Here is a 15,537-nt window from a genome sequence, read left to right on the forward strand (position 1 = left end):
CAGACTCCGGGGCCATGGCCATCTACTCCGACCTCGGTGAGGTCGCCGGGAAGCGTGTTCTCGTCCGTTCCGACCTCAACGTCCCTCTCGACGGACGCACCATCACTGACGACGGTCGCATCCGGGCCAGCGTCCCGACCATCCGAGCCCTCGCCGAGGCGGGGGCCCGGGTGGTCGTGACCGCGCACCTCGGGCGGCCGAAGGGCGCACCCGAGGAGCGGTACAGCCTGGCACCGGTCGCCGAACGCCTCGGCGAGGTGCTCGGCCGCAAGGTCGCCTTCGCCACCGACACGGTGGGGGAGAGCGCCCGCGCCACCGTGGCCGGGCTCGGGGACGGCGAGGTCGCGCTGCTCGAGAACGTCCGGTTCAACCCGGGCGAGACGAGCAAGGACGCCGAGGAGCGGGGGGCCTTCGCCGACCAGCTCGCCGGGCTCGCGGACGCCTTCGTGTCCGACGGGTTCGGCGTCGTCCACCGCAAGCAGGCATCGGTCTACGACGTGGCGCAGCGCCTGCCGCACGCGATGGGTTCGCTGGTCGCCGCGGAGATCGACGTACTCCGCCGGCTCACCGAGTCACCGGAGCGGCCCTACGTCGTCGTCCTGGGCGGGTCGAAGGTCTCCGACAAGCTCGGGGTGATCGACAACCTGCTCGGCAAGGCCGACCGGCTGCTGATCGGGGGTGGCATGGTCTTCACCTTCCTCAAGGCCCAGGGACACGAGGTGGGTCAGAGCCTGCTCGAGGAGGACCAGCTCGACACCTGCCGGGCCTACCTCGCCCGCGCGGAGGAATCCGGCGTCGAGATCGTGCTCCCGACCGACGTGGTGGTCGACACCACCTTCCCGTCCGGGGAGCGGAAGCCGCAGCCGCGCGTCGTACCGGCCGACGCGATCCCGGCCGACGCGTTGGGGCTCGACATCGGGCCGACGTCGGGACAGGCCTTCGCCGCGGCGCTGGCCGAGGCGCGGACGGTGTTCTGGAACGGGCCGATGGGCGTTTTCGAGGTGCCCGAGTTCGCCGAGGGCACCCGGGCCGTTGCCGAGGGCCTCACCCGGATCGAGGGGCTGTCCGTGGTCGGCGGTGGTGATTCCGCCGCGGCGGTGCGCACCCTGGGCTTCGAGGAGTCCCAGTTCGGCCACATCTCCACCGGAGGTGGAGCGAGCCTCGAATATCTCGAGGGCAAGCAACTGCCCGGCATCACCGTCCTGGAGGGCTGAGAGATGGCGAAGCGACAGGCCAAGGCCCCGGTCGAGGGCCGGATCCCGCTGATGGCCGGCAACTGGAAGATGAACCTCAACCACCAAGAAGCGGTGGTACTGGTCCAGAAGCTCGCGTGGACGCTCTCCGACAAGCGCCATGACCGCACCCGTGCGGAGGTGGCGGTCTTCCCGCCGTACGTCGACATCCGGTCGGTCCAGACCCTGATCGACGGTGACGACCTCCCGATCGCGTTCGGCGCCCAGAACGTCTCGGTGCACGAGAGCGGTGCCTACACCGGCGAGGTCTCGGCGAGCATGCTGGCCAAGCTCGGCTGCTCGTACGTGATCGTCGGCCACTCCGAGCGCCGCGAGCACTACGGCGAGACCGACGAGTGGGTCGCGCTCAAGGCCCAGGTGGCACACCGGCACGGCATCATCCCGATCGTGTGCGTGGGCGAGGGACTCGCGGTCCGCAGGGAGGGCACGCACGTCGCGTTCACCACCGACCAGGTCAAGCGGTCCCTGGAGGGCCTCACCGCCGAGCAGGTGGCGCAGAGTGTGATCGCCTACGAACCGGTGTGGGCGATCGGCACCGGCGAGACCGCCACGCCCCTCGACGCCGAGGAGGTGTGCGCCGGGATCCGAAACCAGATCGACCGCACCTACGGCGGCGCCGCCGCGGAGTCCATCCGGATCCTGTACGGCGGCTCGGTCAAGGCCGGCAACGTCGCCGCGCTCATGCAGCAGCCCGATGTGGACGGTGCCCTGGTGGGCGGCGCGAGCCTCGATGTGGAGGAGTTCTCGGCGATCTGCCGCTACTACGAGATGCCAGTGATGTGATGTGGGTTCTGTGACGTAGGATTCACGATCGTGGAACTCTTCTTCACCATCATCCTGGTCATCGCCAGCCTGCTGATGATCCTGCTGGTCCTTCTGCACAAGGGCCGCGGCGGCGGCCTGTCCGACATGTTCGGCGGCGGGATGTCCAGCTCCCTGGGGGGATCGTCGGTGGCGGAACGGAACCTCGATCGATTCACGATCGGTGTCGGAGTCATCTGGTTCGCCGTCGTCGTCGCGCTGGGTCTGCTCAAGGCCTACTGACCCACATCTGAGAGGGGACACAGATCATGGCAGGCGGAGGGAACGCGATCCGGGGGAGCCGGATCGGCGCAGGACCGATGGGCGAGGTCGAGCGCGGCCAAGCGGCCCCGCGCAAGGCAGTCGAGTACTACTGCGGTCACGGGCACCGATCGGTGGTGACCTTCGCCGTGGAGGCGCAGGAGCCCGAGTCGTGGGATTGCCCCAAGTGCGGTCTCCCGGCGAGCACGGACGCGGCCAACCCGCCGCCCGCGCCCAAGGTGGAGCCCTACAAGACCCACCTGGCCTACGTGAAGGAGCGCCGCTCCGACGAGGAGGCCGCTCAGATCCTCGACGAGGCGGTCAAGCTCCTCCGTTCGCGGCGCAAGTCCGGCGACATCATCTTCTAGAGCCTCCACGCACACATCCCCGATCGAGTCGGCGTCCGCGGACGCCGGCTCGATCGGCGTTTCCGTGGTCCGGTGTTCTCTCCGACCTCGGGGACGAGACGGTCGAGTGGGGACTCATGGACTGTTGAGTGGTCCGTGGTGGACGGTCGAGTTGGGAGTTCCGGAGGCCCAGTCAACTGTCCGGAAGACGCAAGTCAACGGTCCGGGAGGCCTAGCTCAACGGTCCGGGAGGCCCGACTCAACGGTCCGGGAGGCCCAGCTCAACGGTCCGGGAGGCCCAGCTCAACGGTCCGGGAGGCCCAGCTCAACGGTCCGGGAGGCCCGACTCAACGGTCCGGGAGGCACAACTCAACGGTCCAGGAGGTCCGGGTCGACGGCGGGGGAGAGCGGTCAGAGGCGGGAGGCTGCGGCGCGGTCGAGGAACCAGACCGTCTCGTCGGTGCCGGTGACACCGGCGGCAGGGGTCTCGTGCACGTCGTCGCCGGCGAGGGCCGAGGCCACGGCACCGGCCTTGGCCTCGCCGCTGACCAGGAAGAACACCGTCCGGGAGCGACGGAGGGCCTCGAAGGTGAGGCTGATCCGCTGCGGGGGCGGCTTGGGTGAGTCCGAGACTCCCACTGCCACCTCGGAGACCACGTCGAGCTGGGGCGAACCGGGGAAGAGGGAGGCGATGTGGCCGTCCGGACCGACCCCGAGCATGAGGATGTCGAAGTGCCCCTGGCCCTGCGAGCGCACCTCGGCGGCGTAGGTCGCCGCACCGGAGTCGACGTCGTGGGCGTCGGCGGTCGAGGGCATCGCATGGATCCGGTGCTCGGGTACCTCGAGCGCGTCGAGGAACGCTGCGCGGGCCTGGCCGGCATTGCGCTCCGGCGAGTCGGGTTCGACGAAACGCTCGTCACCGAACCAGAACTCCACCGCACCCCAGTCGACTCCGGAACCGTCGGCGAGGCGGGCGATCTCGCGGTGGACGGCATCGGCGATGGTGCCGCCGGTCAGGCCGACGTGCGGGACCAGCCCGGCCGCTTGGAGGTCCGCGATCCGATTCAGGACCTCGCCGGCGATGATGATGGCCAGTTCCTCGGGGGTCTCGTGGACCTCGATGAGCACATTGCTCACGGCGTCGTCTCCTTCAGCAGCGCCTGCACGGTGGCGGCGTAGATGTCGTCCTCGTCGAGTCGGCGCAGTTCCTCGGCCAGCAGTTCTGGCAGGGAGCGACGCTTGAGCGCGACCGGTCTGTCGGGATGTCCGGGGCTGGTGACGGTGGCCAACCGTCCGTCGGTACGCCGGATGCCGATCCGGCCGCGGTCGGTGTCGAGCACCACGTCGGTGAGGCCGGGACCGTCGGAGTCCGTCCGTTCGACCGGTACGCCGAGGCGGTCGCCGAGCCACGCGGCCAGGAGGTCCGCGCTGGGGTTGCCCGGCTCGCCGGTGACCTCGGCGGCGGTCACCGCACCGGCCGCGGGATGATCCAGCGAGGCCGCGAGCAGAGCCCGCCACGGGGTGAGTCGGGTCCAGGCGAGGTCGGTGTCGCCGGCGGTGTAGGCGCGACAGCGACCGGTGAGCGCGGCCAGGGGAGAACCGTGGCCTCCGGGGGCAGCAGCGTCGGTGATCCGGCGCCGGCCCAGCTGTCCCAGCGGGTCGGCGGCCGGCTCGGCGGGCGCCCGGTCGGGCCACCACACCGCCACCGGGGAGTCGGGCAGCAGCAGCGGGAGCACTACGGATTCGGCATGGCCGACGGCGGCACCGCTGAGCCGGATCAGGGCGTGCTCGCCGCCCCAGCCATCCCCGATCCCGACCTCAGCGTCGACCTGGGGCGGGCCGTCCGAGACACCTCGGATCACGCCCAGCACGCGGGCCGGGTGTTCCCGGGAGGCGGTGCGGGCCGCGGCCATGGCCTGGTCGGCCACGGACTCCTCCACCACCACGACCAGAGTCATCACCATCCCCATGGCGGGGCTGCCGGCCCGACGGCGGTTGCTCACGAACTCGGCCGCGATCTCGGCCGCATCGGTGTCGCGCAGGGTACTCACGGCCGCCTCCAGGTGCGGCCGTCGCGGGCCACCATCCGGTCCGCGGACTCCGGTCCCCAGGTGCCGGACACGTAGAGGTCCGGGCCGCCGCCGGCGGCGTCCTCGGCGGCCCAGTGCTCGAGCACCGGATCGAGGATCCGCCAGGAGAGTTCGACCTCCTCGTGGCGTGGGAACAGCGGCGGGTCGCCCAGCAGGACATCGAGGATCAGCCGCTCGTAGGCCTCGGGCGAGGATTCGGTGAAGGACCCGCCGTAGGCGAAGTCCATGGTCACGTCACGGATCTCGAGCTGGGTGCCGGGCACCTTGGCGCCGAAGCCCAGCGTCACACCCTCATCGGGCTGGACCCTGATCACCAGGGTGTTGTGGGTCAGTTCCTCGGTGGCGTGCGGACCGAAGGGCAGATGCGGGGCCCGTTTGAACACCACCGCCACCTCCGTGACCCGGCGCCCGAGCCGTTTGCCGGTGCGTAGATGGAACGGTACGCCGGCCCATCGGCGGGTGTCGACGAAGAGTTGTACGGCGGCGTACGTCTCGGTGGTGGAGGTCAGGCTGATGCCCTGCTCCTCGAGGAACCCGGGCACGCGCCGCCCACCGGCCCAGCCGGCGGCGTACTGACCGCGGGCGGCGCCCCGGGAGAGGTCATCGGGGAGCCGCACCGCGGAGAGGACCTTCTGCTTCTCCACCCGGAGCGCGCCGGCGTCGAAGGAGACCGGTTCCTCCATCGCGATCAGGGCCATCAGCTGGAGCAGATGGTTCTGGATGACGTCGCGGGCGGCACCGATGCCGTCGTAGTAGCCGGCCCGGCTGCCGATGCCGATGTCCTCGGCCATGGTGATCTGGACGTGGTCGACGTAGTGGCTGTTCCAGATCGGCTCGAACATCGCGTTCGCGAAGCGGATGGCCAGGATGTTCTGGACCGTCTCCTTACCCAGGTAGTGGTCGATCCGGAAGACCGAGCTCTCCGGGAAGACCCCCGCCAGGGTGTCGTTGAGCTCGCGGGCCGAGGCGAGGTCGTGGCCGAACGGCTTCTCCACCACCACCCGCCGCCAGGTGTCGCCCTCGGAGCGGGTCAGCCCGTGGTGCTGGAGCTGAGCCACGACCGTGCCGAACGCCGCCGGTGGGACGGCGAGGTAGAAGGCGTGATTGCCGCCGGTCCCGCGGGACCGGTCGAGTTCGCGAACGGTGTCGTGCAGCCGCTCGAAGGCCTCACCGTCGTCGAAGGAACCGGCCACGAACCGGAATCCCTCTGCGAGCTGGGCCCACACCTCCTCGCGGAACTCGGTGCGGGCATGCTCGCGGACCGCATCGTGCACGACCTGGGCGAAGTCCTGATCGTCCCAGTCGCGCCGGGCGAACCCGGTGAGCGAGAAGCCGGGCGGGAGGAGACCGCGATTGGCCAGGTCGTAGACCGCCGGTACGACCTTCTTCCGAGCCAGGTCGCCGGTCACGCCGAAGATGACCAGGCCGCACGGACCGGCGATCCGCGGGAGGCGGCGGTCGCGAGGGTCGCGCAGCGGGTTGGCAGTGCTCACGAGCGGTGCGCCCGGTAGTAGGCGAGCAGGGAACGGGTGGAGGGATCCTGCCGGGCGGTGACCTCGGCGTCGCCAGCGACCGCGGGTGCCAGCTGCTGGGCCAGCTGCTTGCCCAGCTCGACGCCCCACTGGTCGAAGCTGTCGATGCCCCACACCACGCCCTGGGTGAAGGTGAGGTGCTCGTAGAGGGCGATGAGCTGACCCAGCACGGCAGGGGTGAGGGCCGGGGCCATGATCGAGGTGGTGGGCCGGTTGCCGGTGAAGACCCTGGCCGGCACGATCTCCTCGGCGGTGCCCACGGCCCGCACCTCCTCCGCGCTCTTGCCGAAGGCCAGCGCTCGGGTCTGGGCGAAGAAGTTGGCCAGGAAGACCTCGTGGACGTCGGTCTCCCCGTCGCGCAGCGGGTAGCCGGGATTGGCGAACGCGATGAAGTCGGCCGGGATCAGCCGGGTGCCCTGATGGAGCAGTTGGTAGAAGGCGTGCTGCCCATTGGTGCCCGGCTCGCCCCAGAAGACCTCGCCGGTCGTGGTGGTCAGCGGGCTGCCGTCCCACCGCACGCCCTTGCCGTTGGACTCCATCGTCAGCTGCTGCAGGTACGCCGGGAACCGGTGCAGCAGCTGGGAGTAGGGGAGTACGGCGTGGGTCTGTGCGCCGAGGAAGTCGGCGTACCAGACGTTGAGCAGGCCCATCAGGATCGGCACGTTGTGCGCCAGGTCGGTGGTGCGGAAGTGCTCGTCGACCGCGTGCATGCCGGCGAGGAACTCGGCGAACCGCTCCGGCCCGATCGCGATCACCAGGGAGGTGCCGATCGCCGAGTCGACCGAGTAGCGCCCGCCCACCCAGTCCCAGAAGCCGAACGCGTTCGCGGGGTCGATACCGAACTCGGCCACCTTGTCCAGGGCCGTGGAGACCGCCACGAAGTGCTGGGCGACCGCCTTGGCAGCGTCGTCCCCTTCGGCCAGGGCCCCGGCGGCACGGAGTCCGTCGAGCAGCCAGGTGCGGGCGAGCCGGGCATTGGTGAGGGTCTCGAGGGTGCCGAAGGTCTTGCTGGAGACGATGAACAGCGTCGTCTCGGGGTCGAGCCCGGCCAGGGTTCTGGCGGAGTCGGTGGGGTCGATGTTGCTGATGAAGCGGCAGCTGAGCGCCGGATGGTGGTACGGCGCCAGCGCCTCGTAGGCCATCACCGGGCCGAGGTCGGAACCGCCGATCCCGATGTTGACCACGGTGCGGATGCGGCGTCCGGTGACGCCGGTCCAGGCCCCCGACCGCACCTCGTCCGCGAAGGCGTAGACCCGGTCCAGCACCTCGTGGACGCCGGCGACGACGTCCTCCCCGTCGAGGTCGACCCGGGTGCCGGCAGGCTGCCGCAGGGCCGTGTGGAGGACGGCGCGTCGCTCGGTGACGTTGATCGGCTCGCCGCGGAACATGGCGTCGCGCCGCTCGGTCAGCCCGACCTCGTCGGCCAGGGTGAGGAGCGCGGCCAGCACCGAGTCGTCGATCAGTCCCTTGGACAGGTCGACGTGGAGGTCGGCGGCGGCGAAGGTGTAGCGCTCGGCACGGCCGGGGTCGTGTTCGAACCAGGCGCGCAGGTCCGGTGAGAAGCTGTCCGCGAGTCGGCTGAGCCGGGCCCAGGACGCGGTGGCGGTGGCATCGACCGGAGCCGGGGTCACGACTCGGCGCCCGCCTGAGCCATCTGGTCGCGGACCGTGTCGACCAGTTCACGCCACGAGACCTTGAACTTGTCGACGCCTTCCTCCTCCAGGACGGCGAACACGTCGGCCAGGTCGATGCCGACGGCGGTGAGCCCGTCGAAGTCCTGCTGGGCCTCCCCGGCCCGCCCGGTCACCTGGTCGCCCTTCGCCTCGCCGTGGTCGGCGAACGCCTGCATCGTCTTCTCCGGCATGGTGTTGACCGTGTCGGCGACCACCAGGTCGGTGACGTACAACGTGTCGGGGTAGTCGGGGTTCTTCACCCCGGTGGAGGCCCACAGCGGGCGCTGCCGGTGCGCCCCTGCCGCCGCCAGGGCCTGCCAACGCTCGGAGGCCACCACCTCTTCGAACGCGGCGTAGGCGAGCCGGGCGTTGGCCACGCCGGCCTTGCCCCGCAGTGCGAGCGCCTCATCGGTGCCGATCGCTTCGAGCCGCTTGTCGATCTCGGTGTCGACACGGGAGACGAAGAAGGAGGCCACCGAGCCGATGGTGCTCAGGTCCAGGCCCTTCGCGCTGGCCTGCTCGAGGCCGGCCAGGTAGGCGTCCATCACCTGGCGGTAGCGCTCGGTGGAGAAGATCAGGGTGACGTTGACCGAGATGCCCGACCCGATCGCCGCGGTGATCGCAGGGAGACCCTCCAGGGTGGCCGGGATCTTGATCAGGGCGTTGGACCGGTGCACCGCACCCCACAGAGCATGGGCCGAGGCGATGGTCGCCTCGGTGTCGTTGGCCAGGGTCGGCTCCACCTCGATGGAGACCCGGCCGTCGTCGGCGCTGGCCGCGGCCACGGGGGCGAGGATGTCGCAGGCGTTGCGGACGTCCTCGGTGGTCAGTTCGAAGATGACCTCGTCGACGCTGCGACCGGCCGCGACCAGGTCGCGGACCTGGCCGTCGTACCGCTCGCCGTCGGAGATCGCGGCGGCGAAGATGGTGGGGTTGGTCGTGACACCCACCACCGAATCGTGCTTCACGAGGTCGGCCAGGTTGCCGGTCTCGATGCGTTCGCGGGACAGGTCGTCGAGCCAGATCGACACTCCGGCCTCGGCGAGGGCCTTCAAGCGGTCACTCATGTCGTTCCTCCGGTCTGTGGAGTACATCTCTGCGCGATTTCGGGTGGTACGCCGCCCGCCGTCCGGTCAGGACGACGGGCGGCACTTGTCACTGGCGGATCACCGGCCGGTCATCGGCGGCATCACCGGGCCGCAGCGGAGGCCGCCGCGATGCTGTCCTTGGCGGCCTGGGCCACCGCCTCGGCGGTGATGCCGAACTCCTGGAAGATCCGGGCCCCGGACGCCGAGGCGCCGTAGTGCTCGATCGAGACGGAGCGGCCGGCGTCGCCGACGTACTCGCGCCACCCCAACCTGAGGCCGGCCTCGACCGAGACCCGGGCCTTGACCGTCGGCGGGAGCACCTGGTCCCGGTAGGCCTGGTGCTGCTCCTCGAACCACTCCACGCACGGCATCGAGACGACGCGTGCGCGGATGCCCTCGGCCGCGAGCTGGGTGCGCGCGGCCACCGCCAACTGGACCTCGGAGCCGGTGCCGATGAGGACGACGTCGGGCTCTCCGTCCTCGGCGTCCAGCAGCACGTAACCGCCCTTCTCGACACCGTCGGTGCTCGCCCAGTGCTCACCGGACTCGTCGGTGCCGCGGGGGAAGGTGGGCACCGCCTGCCGGCTCAGGATGAGGCCGGTGGGCCGGTCGTGCTCGAGCGCGGCGAGCCAGGCGGCGGCGGTCTCGTTGGCGTCGGCCGGGCGGACCACGTCGAGCCCGGGGATCGCTCGCAACGCCCACAGGTGCTCGATCGGCTGGTGGGTCGGTCCGTCCTCGCCCAGTCCGACCGAGTCATGGGTCCAGACGTAGACCACCGGCGCCTTCATCAGCGCCCCGACCCGCACCGAACCACGCATGTAGTCGGAGAAGGTGAGGAAGGTGCCGCCGAAGACCCGGGTGAGGCCGTGCACGGCGATGCCGTTCATCACCGCACCCATACCGTGCTCGCGGATGCCGAAGTGCAGCACCCGGCCGTGCAGCGGGTCCCCGCTCCACTCGCCGGTCGAGCGGCTCTCCGGGATGAAGGAGGGCACCCCGTTGATGGTGGTGTTGTTGGAGCCGGCGAGGTCGGCCGAGCCGCCCCACAACTCCGGCATGACCGGTGCGATCGCGTTGATCACCTTGCCCGAGGCGGCCCGGGTGGCCACTCCCTTGGCGTCCGGCTCGAAGACCGGGAGCGCGTCGGCCAGCCCGGTGGGAAGGGTGCGGCGGCGCAGCCGGTGCAGCAGCGCGGCCCGCTCGGGCTGTTCGGCCGCCCAGGCGTCGTACCGGTCCTCCCACTCGGCGGCCAGGGCCTTGCCGCGGGCGATCAGGCCGCGGGTGTGCTCGAGCACCCGCTGCGGCACCTCGAAGTGGGCCTCCGGGTCGAAGCCGAGCACCTTCTTGGTCGCCGCGACCTCGTCCTCGCCCAGCGCGCTGCCGTGCGACTGCTCGGTGTTCTGCGCGTTGGGGGCCGGCCAGGCGATCACCGTGTGCAGGACGATGAGGGAGGGGCGGTCGGTGACCTGCTCCGCCGACCGCACCGCCGCGTGCAGGGCGTGGACGTCCTCGTGGTAGTCGCCGCCGTCGTAGGCCGAGCCGGAGTCGGTCCAGTCGACGGTCTGGACGTGCCAGCCGTAGGCCTCGTACCGCTTCGCGACGTCCTCGGAGAAGGCGACGTCGGTGTGGCCCTCGATGGAGATCCGGTTGGCGTCGTAGATCACGGTGAGGTTGCCGAGCTGCTGGGTGCCCGCGATCGAGGACGCCTCACCGGAGACGCCCTCCTGGAGGTCGCCGTCGGAGCACAGGGCGTAGATGTGGCGGTCGAAGAGGGACTCGCCGGCCGGAGCGTCGGGGTCGAGCAGTCCGCGCTCGCGACGGGCCGCCATCGCCATGCCCACGGCATTGGCGACGCCCTGGCCGAGCGGCCCGGTGGTCACCTCGATCCCGGAGGTGTGGCCGTACTCGGGGTGGCCGGGGGTCTTGCTGCCCCAGGTGCGCAGCGCCTTGAGGTCATCCAACTCCACTCCGAACCCGCCGAGGTAGAGCTGGATGTACTGGGTGATCGAGCTGTGGCCGCAGGAGAGCACGAAGCGGTCGCGACCGATCCACTCCGGATCGGCGGGGTGGTGCCGCATGACCTTCTGGAACACGAGGTACGCCGCCGGCGCGAGGCTCATCGCGGTGCCGGGGTGACCGTTGCCGACCTTCTGGACGGAGTCCATGGCGAGGACACGGATGGTGTCCACCGCCAACTGGTCGGTTTCGGTCCACTCGAGGTCTGGGGTGTCTGGCACGAGGTTCCTCTCGCTCACGGATGCGATGTGAGCCTTCACACGGAGTTGAGGCGCACGGTTGTACGGCCGGTGGGCGCACCCGACCGACGGGCCGAATGCTGATGACGAGCCTACCCACCATGGGCGTTAGACTCACCCGGTGACCTACGTCGGCCAGCAAGTTCCGGATGTCGAGGCATCCGACCCGACCCGGGCGACCTTCAAGGACGTGGTGGCCGCCTACGTCGGGCTCACCAAGCCCCGGGTGATGGAGCTTCTGCTCCTGACCACCGTGCCGGTGATGTTCATCGCCGAGAAGGGCATCCCCGACCTCGGCCTGGTGATCGCGACCGTGCTCGGCGGGATGTGCTCCGCCGGATCCGCCTCGGTGTTCAACTGTGTCTACGACCGTGACATCGACGAGCAGATGCGACGCACCCGACGGCGCGCGCTCCCGCGCCACATCGTGACCCCGACCGCGGCGCTGGTCTTCGGCGGCGTCCTCGCGGTGCTCTCCACCGTCATCCTGGCGGTGTGGGTCAACTGGCTCTCCGCCGCGCTGGCCGTGACCGCGAACGCGTTCTACGTCTTCGTCTACACCATGCTGCTCAAGCGGCGCACCACGCAGAACATCGTGTGGGGCGGCCTCGCGGGCGGCTTCCCGGCGATGATCGGCTGGACGGCGGTCACCGGCTCGCTCGACTGGGCGCCGTTCATCCTGCTGATGGTGGTCTTCTTCTGGACGCCCCCGCATACCTGGGCGCTCGCACTGCGCTACCGCGAGGACTATGCGAACGTCGATGTCCCCATGCTCCCGGTGGTCAAGCCGGCCAGGAGTGTTGGGCGCCAGATCGTCGTCTACACCTGGGTCACGGTCGCCACCTCGCTGTTGCTGTGGCCGGCCGTCGACACCGGCTGGTTCTATCCCGCGGTGGCGGTGATCCTCGGCGCGGTGTTCATCGTGCAGGCCCACCGGCTCTACGCCCGCGCCAAGACATCGGAGGACCTGTCGGTCCTCCAGCCGATGCAGCTGTTCCACAGCAGCAACCTCTACCTCGCCCTGCTGTTCGTCGCGGTCGCTCTCGACCCGCTCTTCTGATCCGTCGCGGTCCTCGACCCGCTCATCCGAGCAGCGGGGGACACCGACCCACTCGGAGGACGGCGCGAGCACGTCGCGAGGGCGACGGCACGACGCTGGCTCCCGATCGGCGCCCCGACGCACGGTCCTCGGGGAGCATTCTCCGCACGGGGTCGGTGGATCGGCTGCTGCTCACCGTGATCGGTGGACGGCGCTGCGCCCGGTTCGGAGACCTTCGAGGCCGTGCAGGCCGGGGTGGCGCGATCGGCCGGGCTCGCCTGCGCAGATCAGGCCAGCGGGGCAAGGTCACGGCGGTATTCCAGGGGCGAGGAGCTCGTCCCCGAGTAGGTACCCGAGCCGACCCCTGCTGAAACCCGAGCGTCGCGGGTGAGCCCGCGGACGGCTCAGCCGCGGGACCGGGCCCGAGTGGTGAGCAGCAGCCAGGTGATCGCGGCCGACGTGAGTGCGGCGCCCAGCATGTGCAGGCCGACCAGCACCGCCGGCAGACCGGTGAAGTACTGGACGTAGCCGATCACGCCCTGGAGGAGTTCGACGCCCAGGAGCAGCAGCGCGGCCGAGGTCACCAGCCGCAGCCGCATCCGCCGGGCGAGGACGATCGCGACCACGGTGAGCGCGACCAGCGCGTAGACGGACAGAGCATGGACGCGGGAGACGACCTCGGGGTCCAGTCCGGTCCGATGCGAATCGAGGTCCCCGGAGTGCGGACCGGAACCCGTCACGACGGTGCCGAGCCAGAGCACGACCCAGCCCACGACGAAGGTCAGCAGGCCGGTCACGCGCAGCGAGGAGCCGGCCGCCGGCCGCTCGGGACCGCGCAGGACGTCGAGCAGCAGCACACAGACACCGACCATCGCCATCGAACAGAGCAGATGCAGGGCGACGACGTACGGATTGAGGTCGGTGAGCACCGTGATCCCGCCGATGACCGCCTGCATGGGGATGCCCAGCGCGATGATGGTGGTGAGCACCAGCGGACGCCGGTCCACCGAGCCGCCGGACCGGCGCTGCGCACGGACGACGAGCAGGGCCAGCACCCAGCAGCCGATGGCGATCGCGGCGAGCACGAAGGTGAGCAGCCGGTTGCCGAACTCGATGACGCCGTGCCAGCCGAGCGCCCCGTGGGCGACGTAGGAGCCCTCCGAGCACTGCGGCCAGGTCGGGCAGCCGAGGCCGGAACCGGTCAGCCGGACCACGCCGCCGGTGACGATGATGCCGATGTTGGCGACCAGGTTGGCCACGGCGGTCCACCACAACCAGCGACCCAGGCGGGTCGTGCGGGAGGGGAGCGGTGCGGTCTGGGTCATTCCCACTTGAAGGTCCTTGCGGTGAGTCCGGTGCCGATCACTGCCCAACAGGCGAGCACCCCGAGGTCGCGCCAGGCGATGCCGCCGTCGACCAGGGCGGTGCGCATCGCCTCGCCCAGCGCCCCCGACGGCAGCCACTGGGCCAGGGCACCGATGGCATCGCCGTACACGGAGGCGGGGAGGACGACGGCGCCGCCGGCCAGCAGGAGCAGGTAGATGAGGTTGGCCGCGGCCAGGGTCGCTTCGGCTCGCAGGACGCCGGCCACGAAGAGTCCGAGGGCGGCGAACGCGGCGGTGCCGAGCAGGATCGCGAGCATCAGCCCGATCGCCCCGGGTGCGGGTGTCCAGCCGAGCAGTTGGCCGACGCCGCCGATGACGAACAGTTGGACCAGTTCGACGGCGAAGAGGGCCAGCACCTTGCCGGCCAGCAGCCCGGTGCGGGGCAGGGGAGAGGCGCCCAGCCGTTTGATCACGCCGTACCGGCGCTCGAAGCCGGTGGCGATCGCGAGCGAGGTGAAGGAGGTCGACATCACCGCCAGGGCGAGGACGCCGGGGGTGAGCAGGTCGACGAGGGGTCCGTCGATGTCGAGGCCGAGATGGGCGCCGCCCTTGACGCCGCCGATCAGGACCACGACCGGGATCACCAGGGCGAGCAGCAACTGCTCGCCGTTGCGCAGCATCAGCCGCGCCTCCATCGAGGCCTGCGCCAGGATCTGGCGGCCCAGGGGAGCGCTGCCGGGGCGCGGGCTGAAGTCGAGCGCGCGCGTCGGCGCGGAGGAGGTGGGGGACTCAGTCACGGCTGAGCTCCCGCCCGGTGAGTTCCACGAAGACGTCCTCCAGACTGCGTCGGCCGAGGGTGAGCGACTCGGGGAGCACGTCGTGCTCCTCGCACCATCGCGAGACCCGGGCCAGGGTGCTGCCGTCGGCCGGACCGGTGACCACCAGGCTGCGGGCGTCGAGCTGGGTCACCTCGATCCCCCGGCCGAGCACGGCCCGCAGGCTCTCCGGTGCCCCCGGCGGGAACGGGCGGGTGACCACGAGCCGGATGGTGGCGGTGGCTCCGCCGCGGGTGAGCTCGAGGGGGGAGCCCGAGGCGATCAGCCGGCCGTGGTCGATGATCTGGACCAGATCGGCGAGCTGCTCGGCCTCCTCCAGGTAGTGCGTGGTGAGGACGACGGTGACGCCGTGGTCGCGCAGTTCGCGCAGCAGCGCCCAGGTGGTGCGCCGCGCCTGGACGTCCATCCCGGCCGTCGGTTCGTCGACGAAGACGATCTCGGGACGGCCGACGACGGCCATCGCCAGGCCGAGTCGCTGTTGCTGGCCGCCGGAGAGACGGCGGTACGGCGTCCGCCCGCACTCGCCCAGCCCGAGCCGCTCGGCCAGCAGATCGACGTCGAGCGGGTGGGCGTGCAGTCGAGCCACGTGGTGGAGCATCTCCATCGCCCGCGCGCCGCTCCAGGCGCCGCTGCCCTGGAGCATCACGCCGATCCGGGGGAGGAGTTGCTGGCGCTGGCGGACGGGGTCCAGGCCGAGCACCCGCACCTTGCCCTGGTGCGGCTTGCGGTAGCCCTCGCAGGTCTCCAGCGTGGTGGTCTTGCCGGCGCCATTGGGGCCGAGCACCGCGGTGACGCTGTGCCGCGGGACGGTCAGGGAGAGGTCGTCGACGGCGACCTTCTCGCCGTACCTCATCACCAGGCCGTCGATCTCGACGGCCGGTGGCACCGATGTTGACACCGCCTCAGTCTAGGCAGGGATGCCCGCCACGCCCTCCTTGCGGAGGCCCGGTGTGACGGGTCTCGCACCGGGCTCGCGCGGGCTCCGGCCGGGGTTCGGACTCAGCCGCCGGGGCCCCCGCCCGGAGCCCGACCGTGCC

14 protein-coding genes are annotated in these 15,537 nt (G+C 70.8%); 5 read left to right on the top strand and 9 right to left on the bottom strand.

Features of this window, described 5'->3' with window-relative positions:
• Positions 1-14: 14 nt before the first annotated feature.
• The 4 genes from G515_RS0114800 to G515_RS0114815 are packed head-to-tail and all read left to right on the top strand — an operon-like array spanning position 15 to position 2,683.
• Positions 15-1,214: a phosphoglycerate kinase gene (locus G515_RS0114800; protein ID WP_028660758.1), complete on the top strand. Its 1,200-nt coding sequence runs from the start codon at positions 15-17 to the stop codon at positions 1,212-1,214.
• 3 nt (positions 1,215-1,217) lie between these two features.
• A complete protein-coding gene (gene tpiA / locus G515_RS0114805; RefSeq protein WP_245565426.1) occupies positions 1,218-2,036 on the top strand; it encodes a triose-phosphate isomerase in 819 nt (272 codons plus the stop codon).
• A gap of 30 nt (positions 2,037-2,066) precedes the next feature.
• Positions 2,067-2,297: a preprotein translocase subunit SecG gene (secG, locus tag G515_RS0114810; RefSeq protein ID WP_028660760.1), complete on the top strand. Its 231-nt coding sequence runs from the start codon at positions 2,067-2,069 to the stop codon at positions 2,295-2,297.
• Positions 2,298-2,323: 26 nt separating this feature from the next.
• Positions 2,324-2,683, top strand: a complete 360-nt coding sequence (locus tag G515_RS0114815; RefSeq protein ID WP_028660761.1) for an RNA polymerase-binding protein RbpA — start codon at positions 2,324-2,326, stop codon at positions 2,681-2,683.
• 390 nt (positions 2,684-3,073) lie between these two features.
• Here G515_RS0114815 and pgl read toward each other — a convergent pair whose 3' ends face one another.
• The 6 genes from pgl to tkt form a co-directional block, all read right to left on the bottom strand.
• The gene (pgl, locus tag G515_RS0114820; protein ID WP_028660762.1) at positions 3,074-3,799 is read right to left on the bottom strand and encodes a 6-phosphogluconolactonase; all 726 of its coding nucleotides are present in this window, start codon (positions 3,797-3,799) and stop codon (positions 3,074-3,076) included.
• Complete coding sequence (locus G515_RS21705) at positions 3,796-4,713, bottom strand: glucose-6-phosphate dehydrogenase assembly protein OpcA (protein ID WP_036555867.1); 918 nt, start codon at positions 4,711-4,713, stop codon at positions 3,796-3,798. Before G515_RS21705 ends, pgl begins: the two co-directional genes overlap by 4 nt.
• The gene (gene zwf, locus G515_RS0114830; RefSeq protein WP_028660763.1) at positions 4,710-6,245 is read right to left on the bottom strand and encodes a glucose-6-phosphate dehydrogenase; all 1,536 of its coding nucleotides are present in this window, start codon (positions 6,243-6,245) and stop codon (positions 4,710-4,712) included. The genes G515_RS21705 and zwf overlap by 4 nt, the downstream gene beginning before the upstream one ends.
• Entirely contained in the window at positions 6,242-7,915 is a 1,674-nt protein-coding gene (pgi, locus tag G515_RS0114835; protein ID WP_028660764.1) for a glucose-6-phosphate isomerase, read from the bottom strand. The genes zwf and pgi overlap by 4 nt, the downstream gene beginning before the upstream one ends.
• Positions 7,912-9,024 (bottom strand): transaldolase, encoded by a 1,113-nt coding sequence (gene tal, locus G515_RS0114840; RefSeq protein WP_028660765.1) that lies wholly within the window; start codon positions 9,022-9,024, stop codon positions 7,912-7,914. The genes pgi and tal overlap by 4 nt, the downstream gene beginning before the upstream one ends.
• Positions 9,025-9,146: 122 nt before the next feature.
• Complete coding sequence (tkt, locus tag G515_RS0114845; RefSeq protein WP_281168307.1) at positions 9,147-11,282, bottom strand: transketolase; 2,136 nt, start codon at positions 11,280-11,282, stop codon at positions 9,147-9,149.
• Between the two features lie 139 nt (positions 11,283-11,421).
• Here tkt and G515_RS0114850 point away from each other — a divergent pair, with 139 nt between their 5' ends.
• Positions 11,422-12,360 (top strand): heme o synthase, encoded by a 939-nt coding sequence (locus G515_RS0114850; protein ID WP_028660767.1) that lies wholly within the window; start codon positions 11,422-11,424, stop codon positions 12,358-12,360.
• Positions 12,361-12,743: 383 nt separating this feature from the next.
• Here the strand turns inward: G515_RS0114850 and G515_RS21710 are convergent, their stop codons facing one another.
• Genes G515_RS21710 through G515_RS0114865 form a run of 3 tightly spaced genes read right to left on the bottom strand, consistent with a single transcriptional unit; the run spans position 12,744 to position 15,398 of the window.
• Positions 12,744-13,664, bottom strand: coding sequence for a COX15/CtaA family protein (locus tag G515_RS21710; RefSeq protein ID WP_157571135.1), 921 nt, complete (start codon positions 13,662-13,664; stop codon positions 12,744-12,746).
• Entirely contained in the window at positions 13,661-14,461 is an 801-nt protein-coding gene (locus tag G515_RS0114860) for an ABC transporter permease (RefSeq protein WP_028660768.1), read from the bottom strand. The genes G515_RS21710 and G515_RS0114860 overlap by 4 nt, the downstream gene beginning before the upstream one ends.
• Positions 14,454-15,398: an ABC transporter ATP-binding protein gene (locus tag G515_RS0114865; RefSeq protein WP_028660769.1), complete on the bottom strand. Its 945-nt coding sequence runs from the start codon at positions 15,396-15,398 to the stop codon at positions 14,454-14,456. Before G515_RS0114865 ends, G515_RS0114860 begins: the two co-directional genes overlap by 8 nt.
• Positions 15,399-15,537: the final 139 nt, after the last annotated feature.

Origin of the sequence: Nocardioides insulae DSM 17944 (genome assembly GCF_000422825.1) — a bacterium.
GTDB classification, from domain to species: domain Bacteria; phylum Actinomycetota; class Actinomycetes; order Propionibacteriales; family Nocardioidaceae; genus Nocardioides; species Nocardioides insulae.

What these genes read in the sequence shown, in the direction of transcription:
- G515_RS0114800 (WP_028660758.1), top strand. Translation starts at nt 15, where the DNA reads ATGGCCATCTACTCCGACCTCGGTGAGGTCGCCGGGAAGCGTGTTCTC.
- tpiA (WP_245565426.1), top strand. Translation starts at nt 1,218, where the DNA reads ATGGCGAAGCGACAGGCCAAGGCCCCGGTCGAGGGCCGGATCCCGCTG.
- G515_RS0114815 (WP_028660761.1), top strand. Translation starts at nt 2,324, where the DNA reads ATGGCAGGCGGAGGGAACGCGATCCGGGGGAGCCGGATCGGCGCAGGA.
- tal (WP_028660765.1), bottom strand. Translation starts at nt 9,024, where the DNA reads ATGAGTGACCGCTTGAAGGCCCTCGCCGAGGCCGGAGTGTCGATCTGG.
- G515_RS21710 (WP_157571135.1), bottom strand. Translation starts at nt 13,664, where the DNA reads ATGACCCAGACCGCACCGCTCCCCTCCCGCACGACCCGCCTGGGTCGC.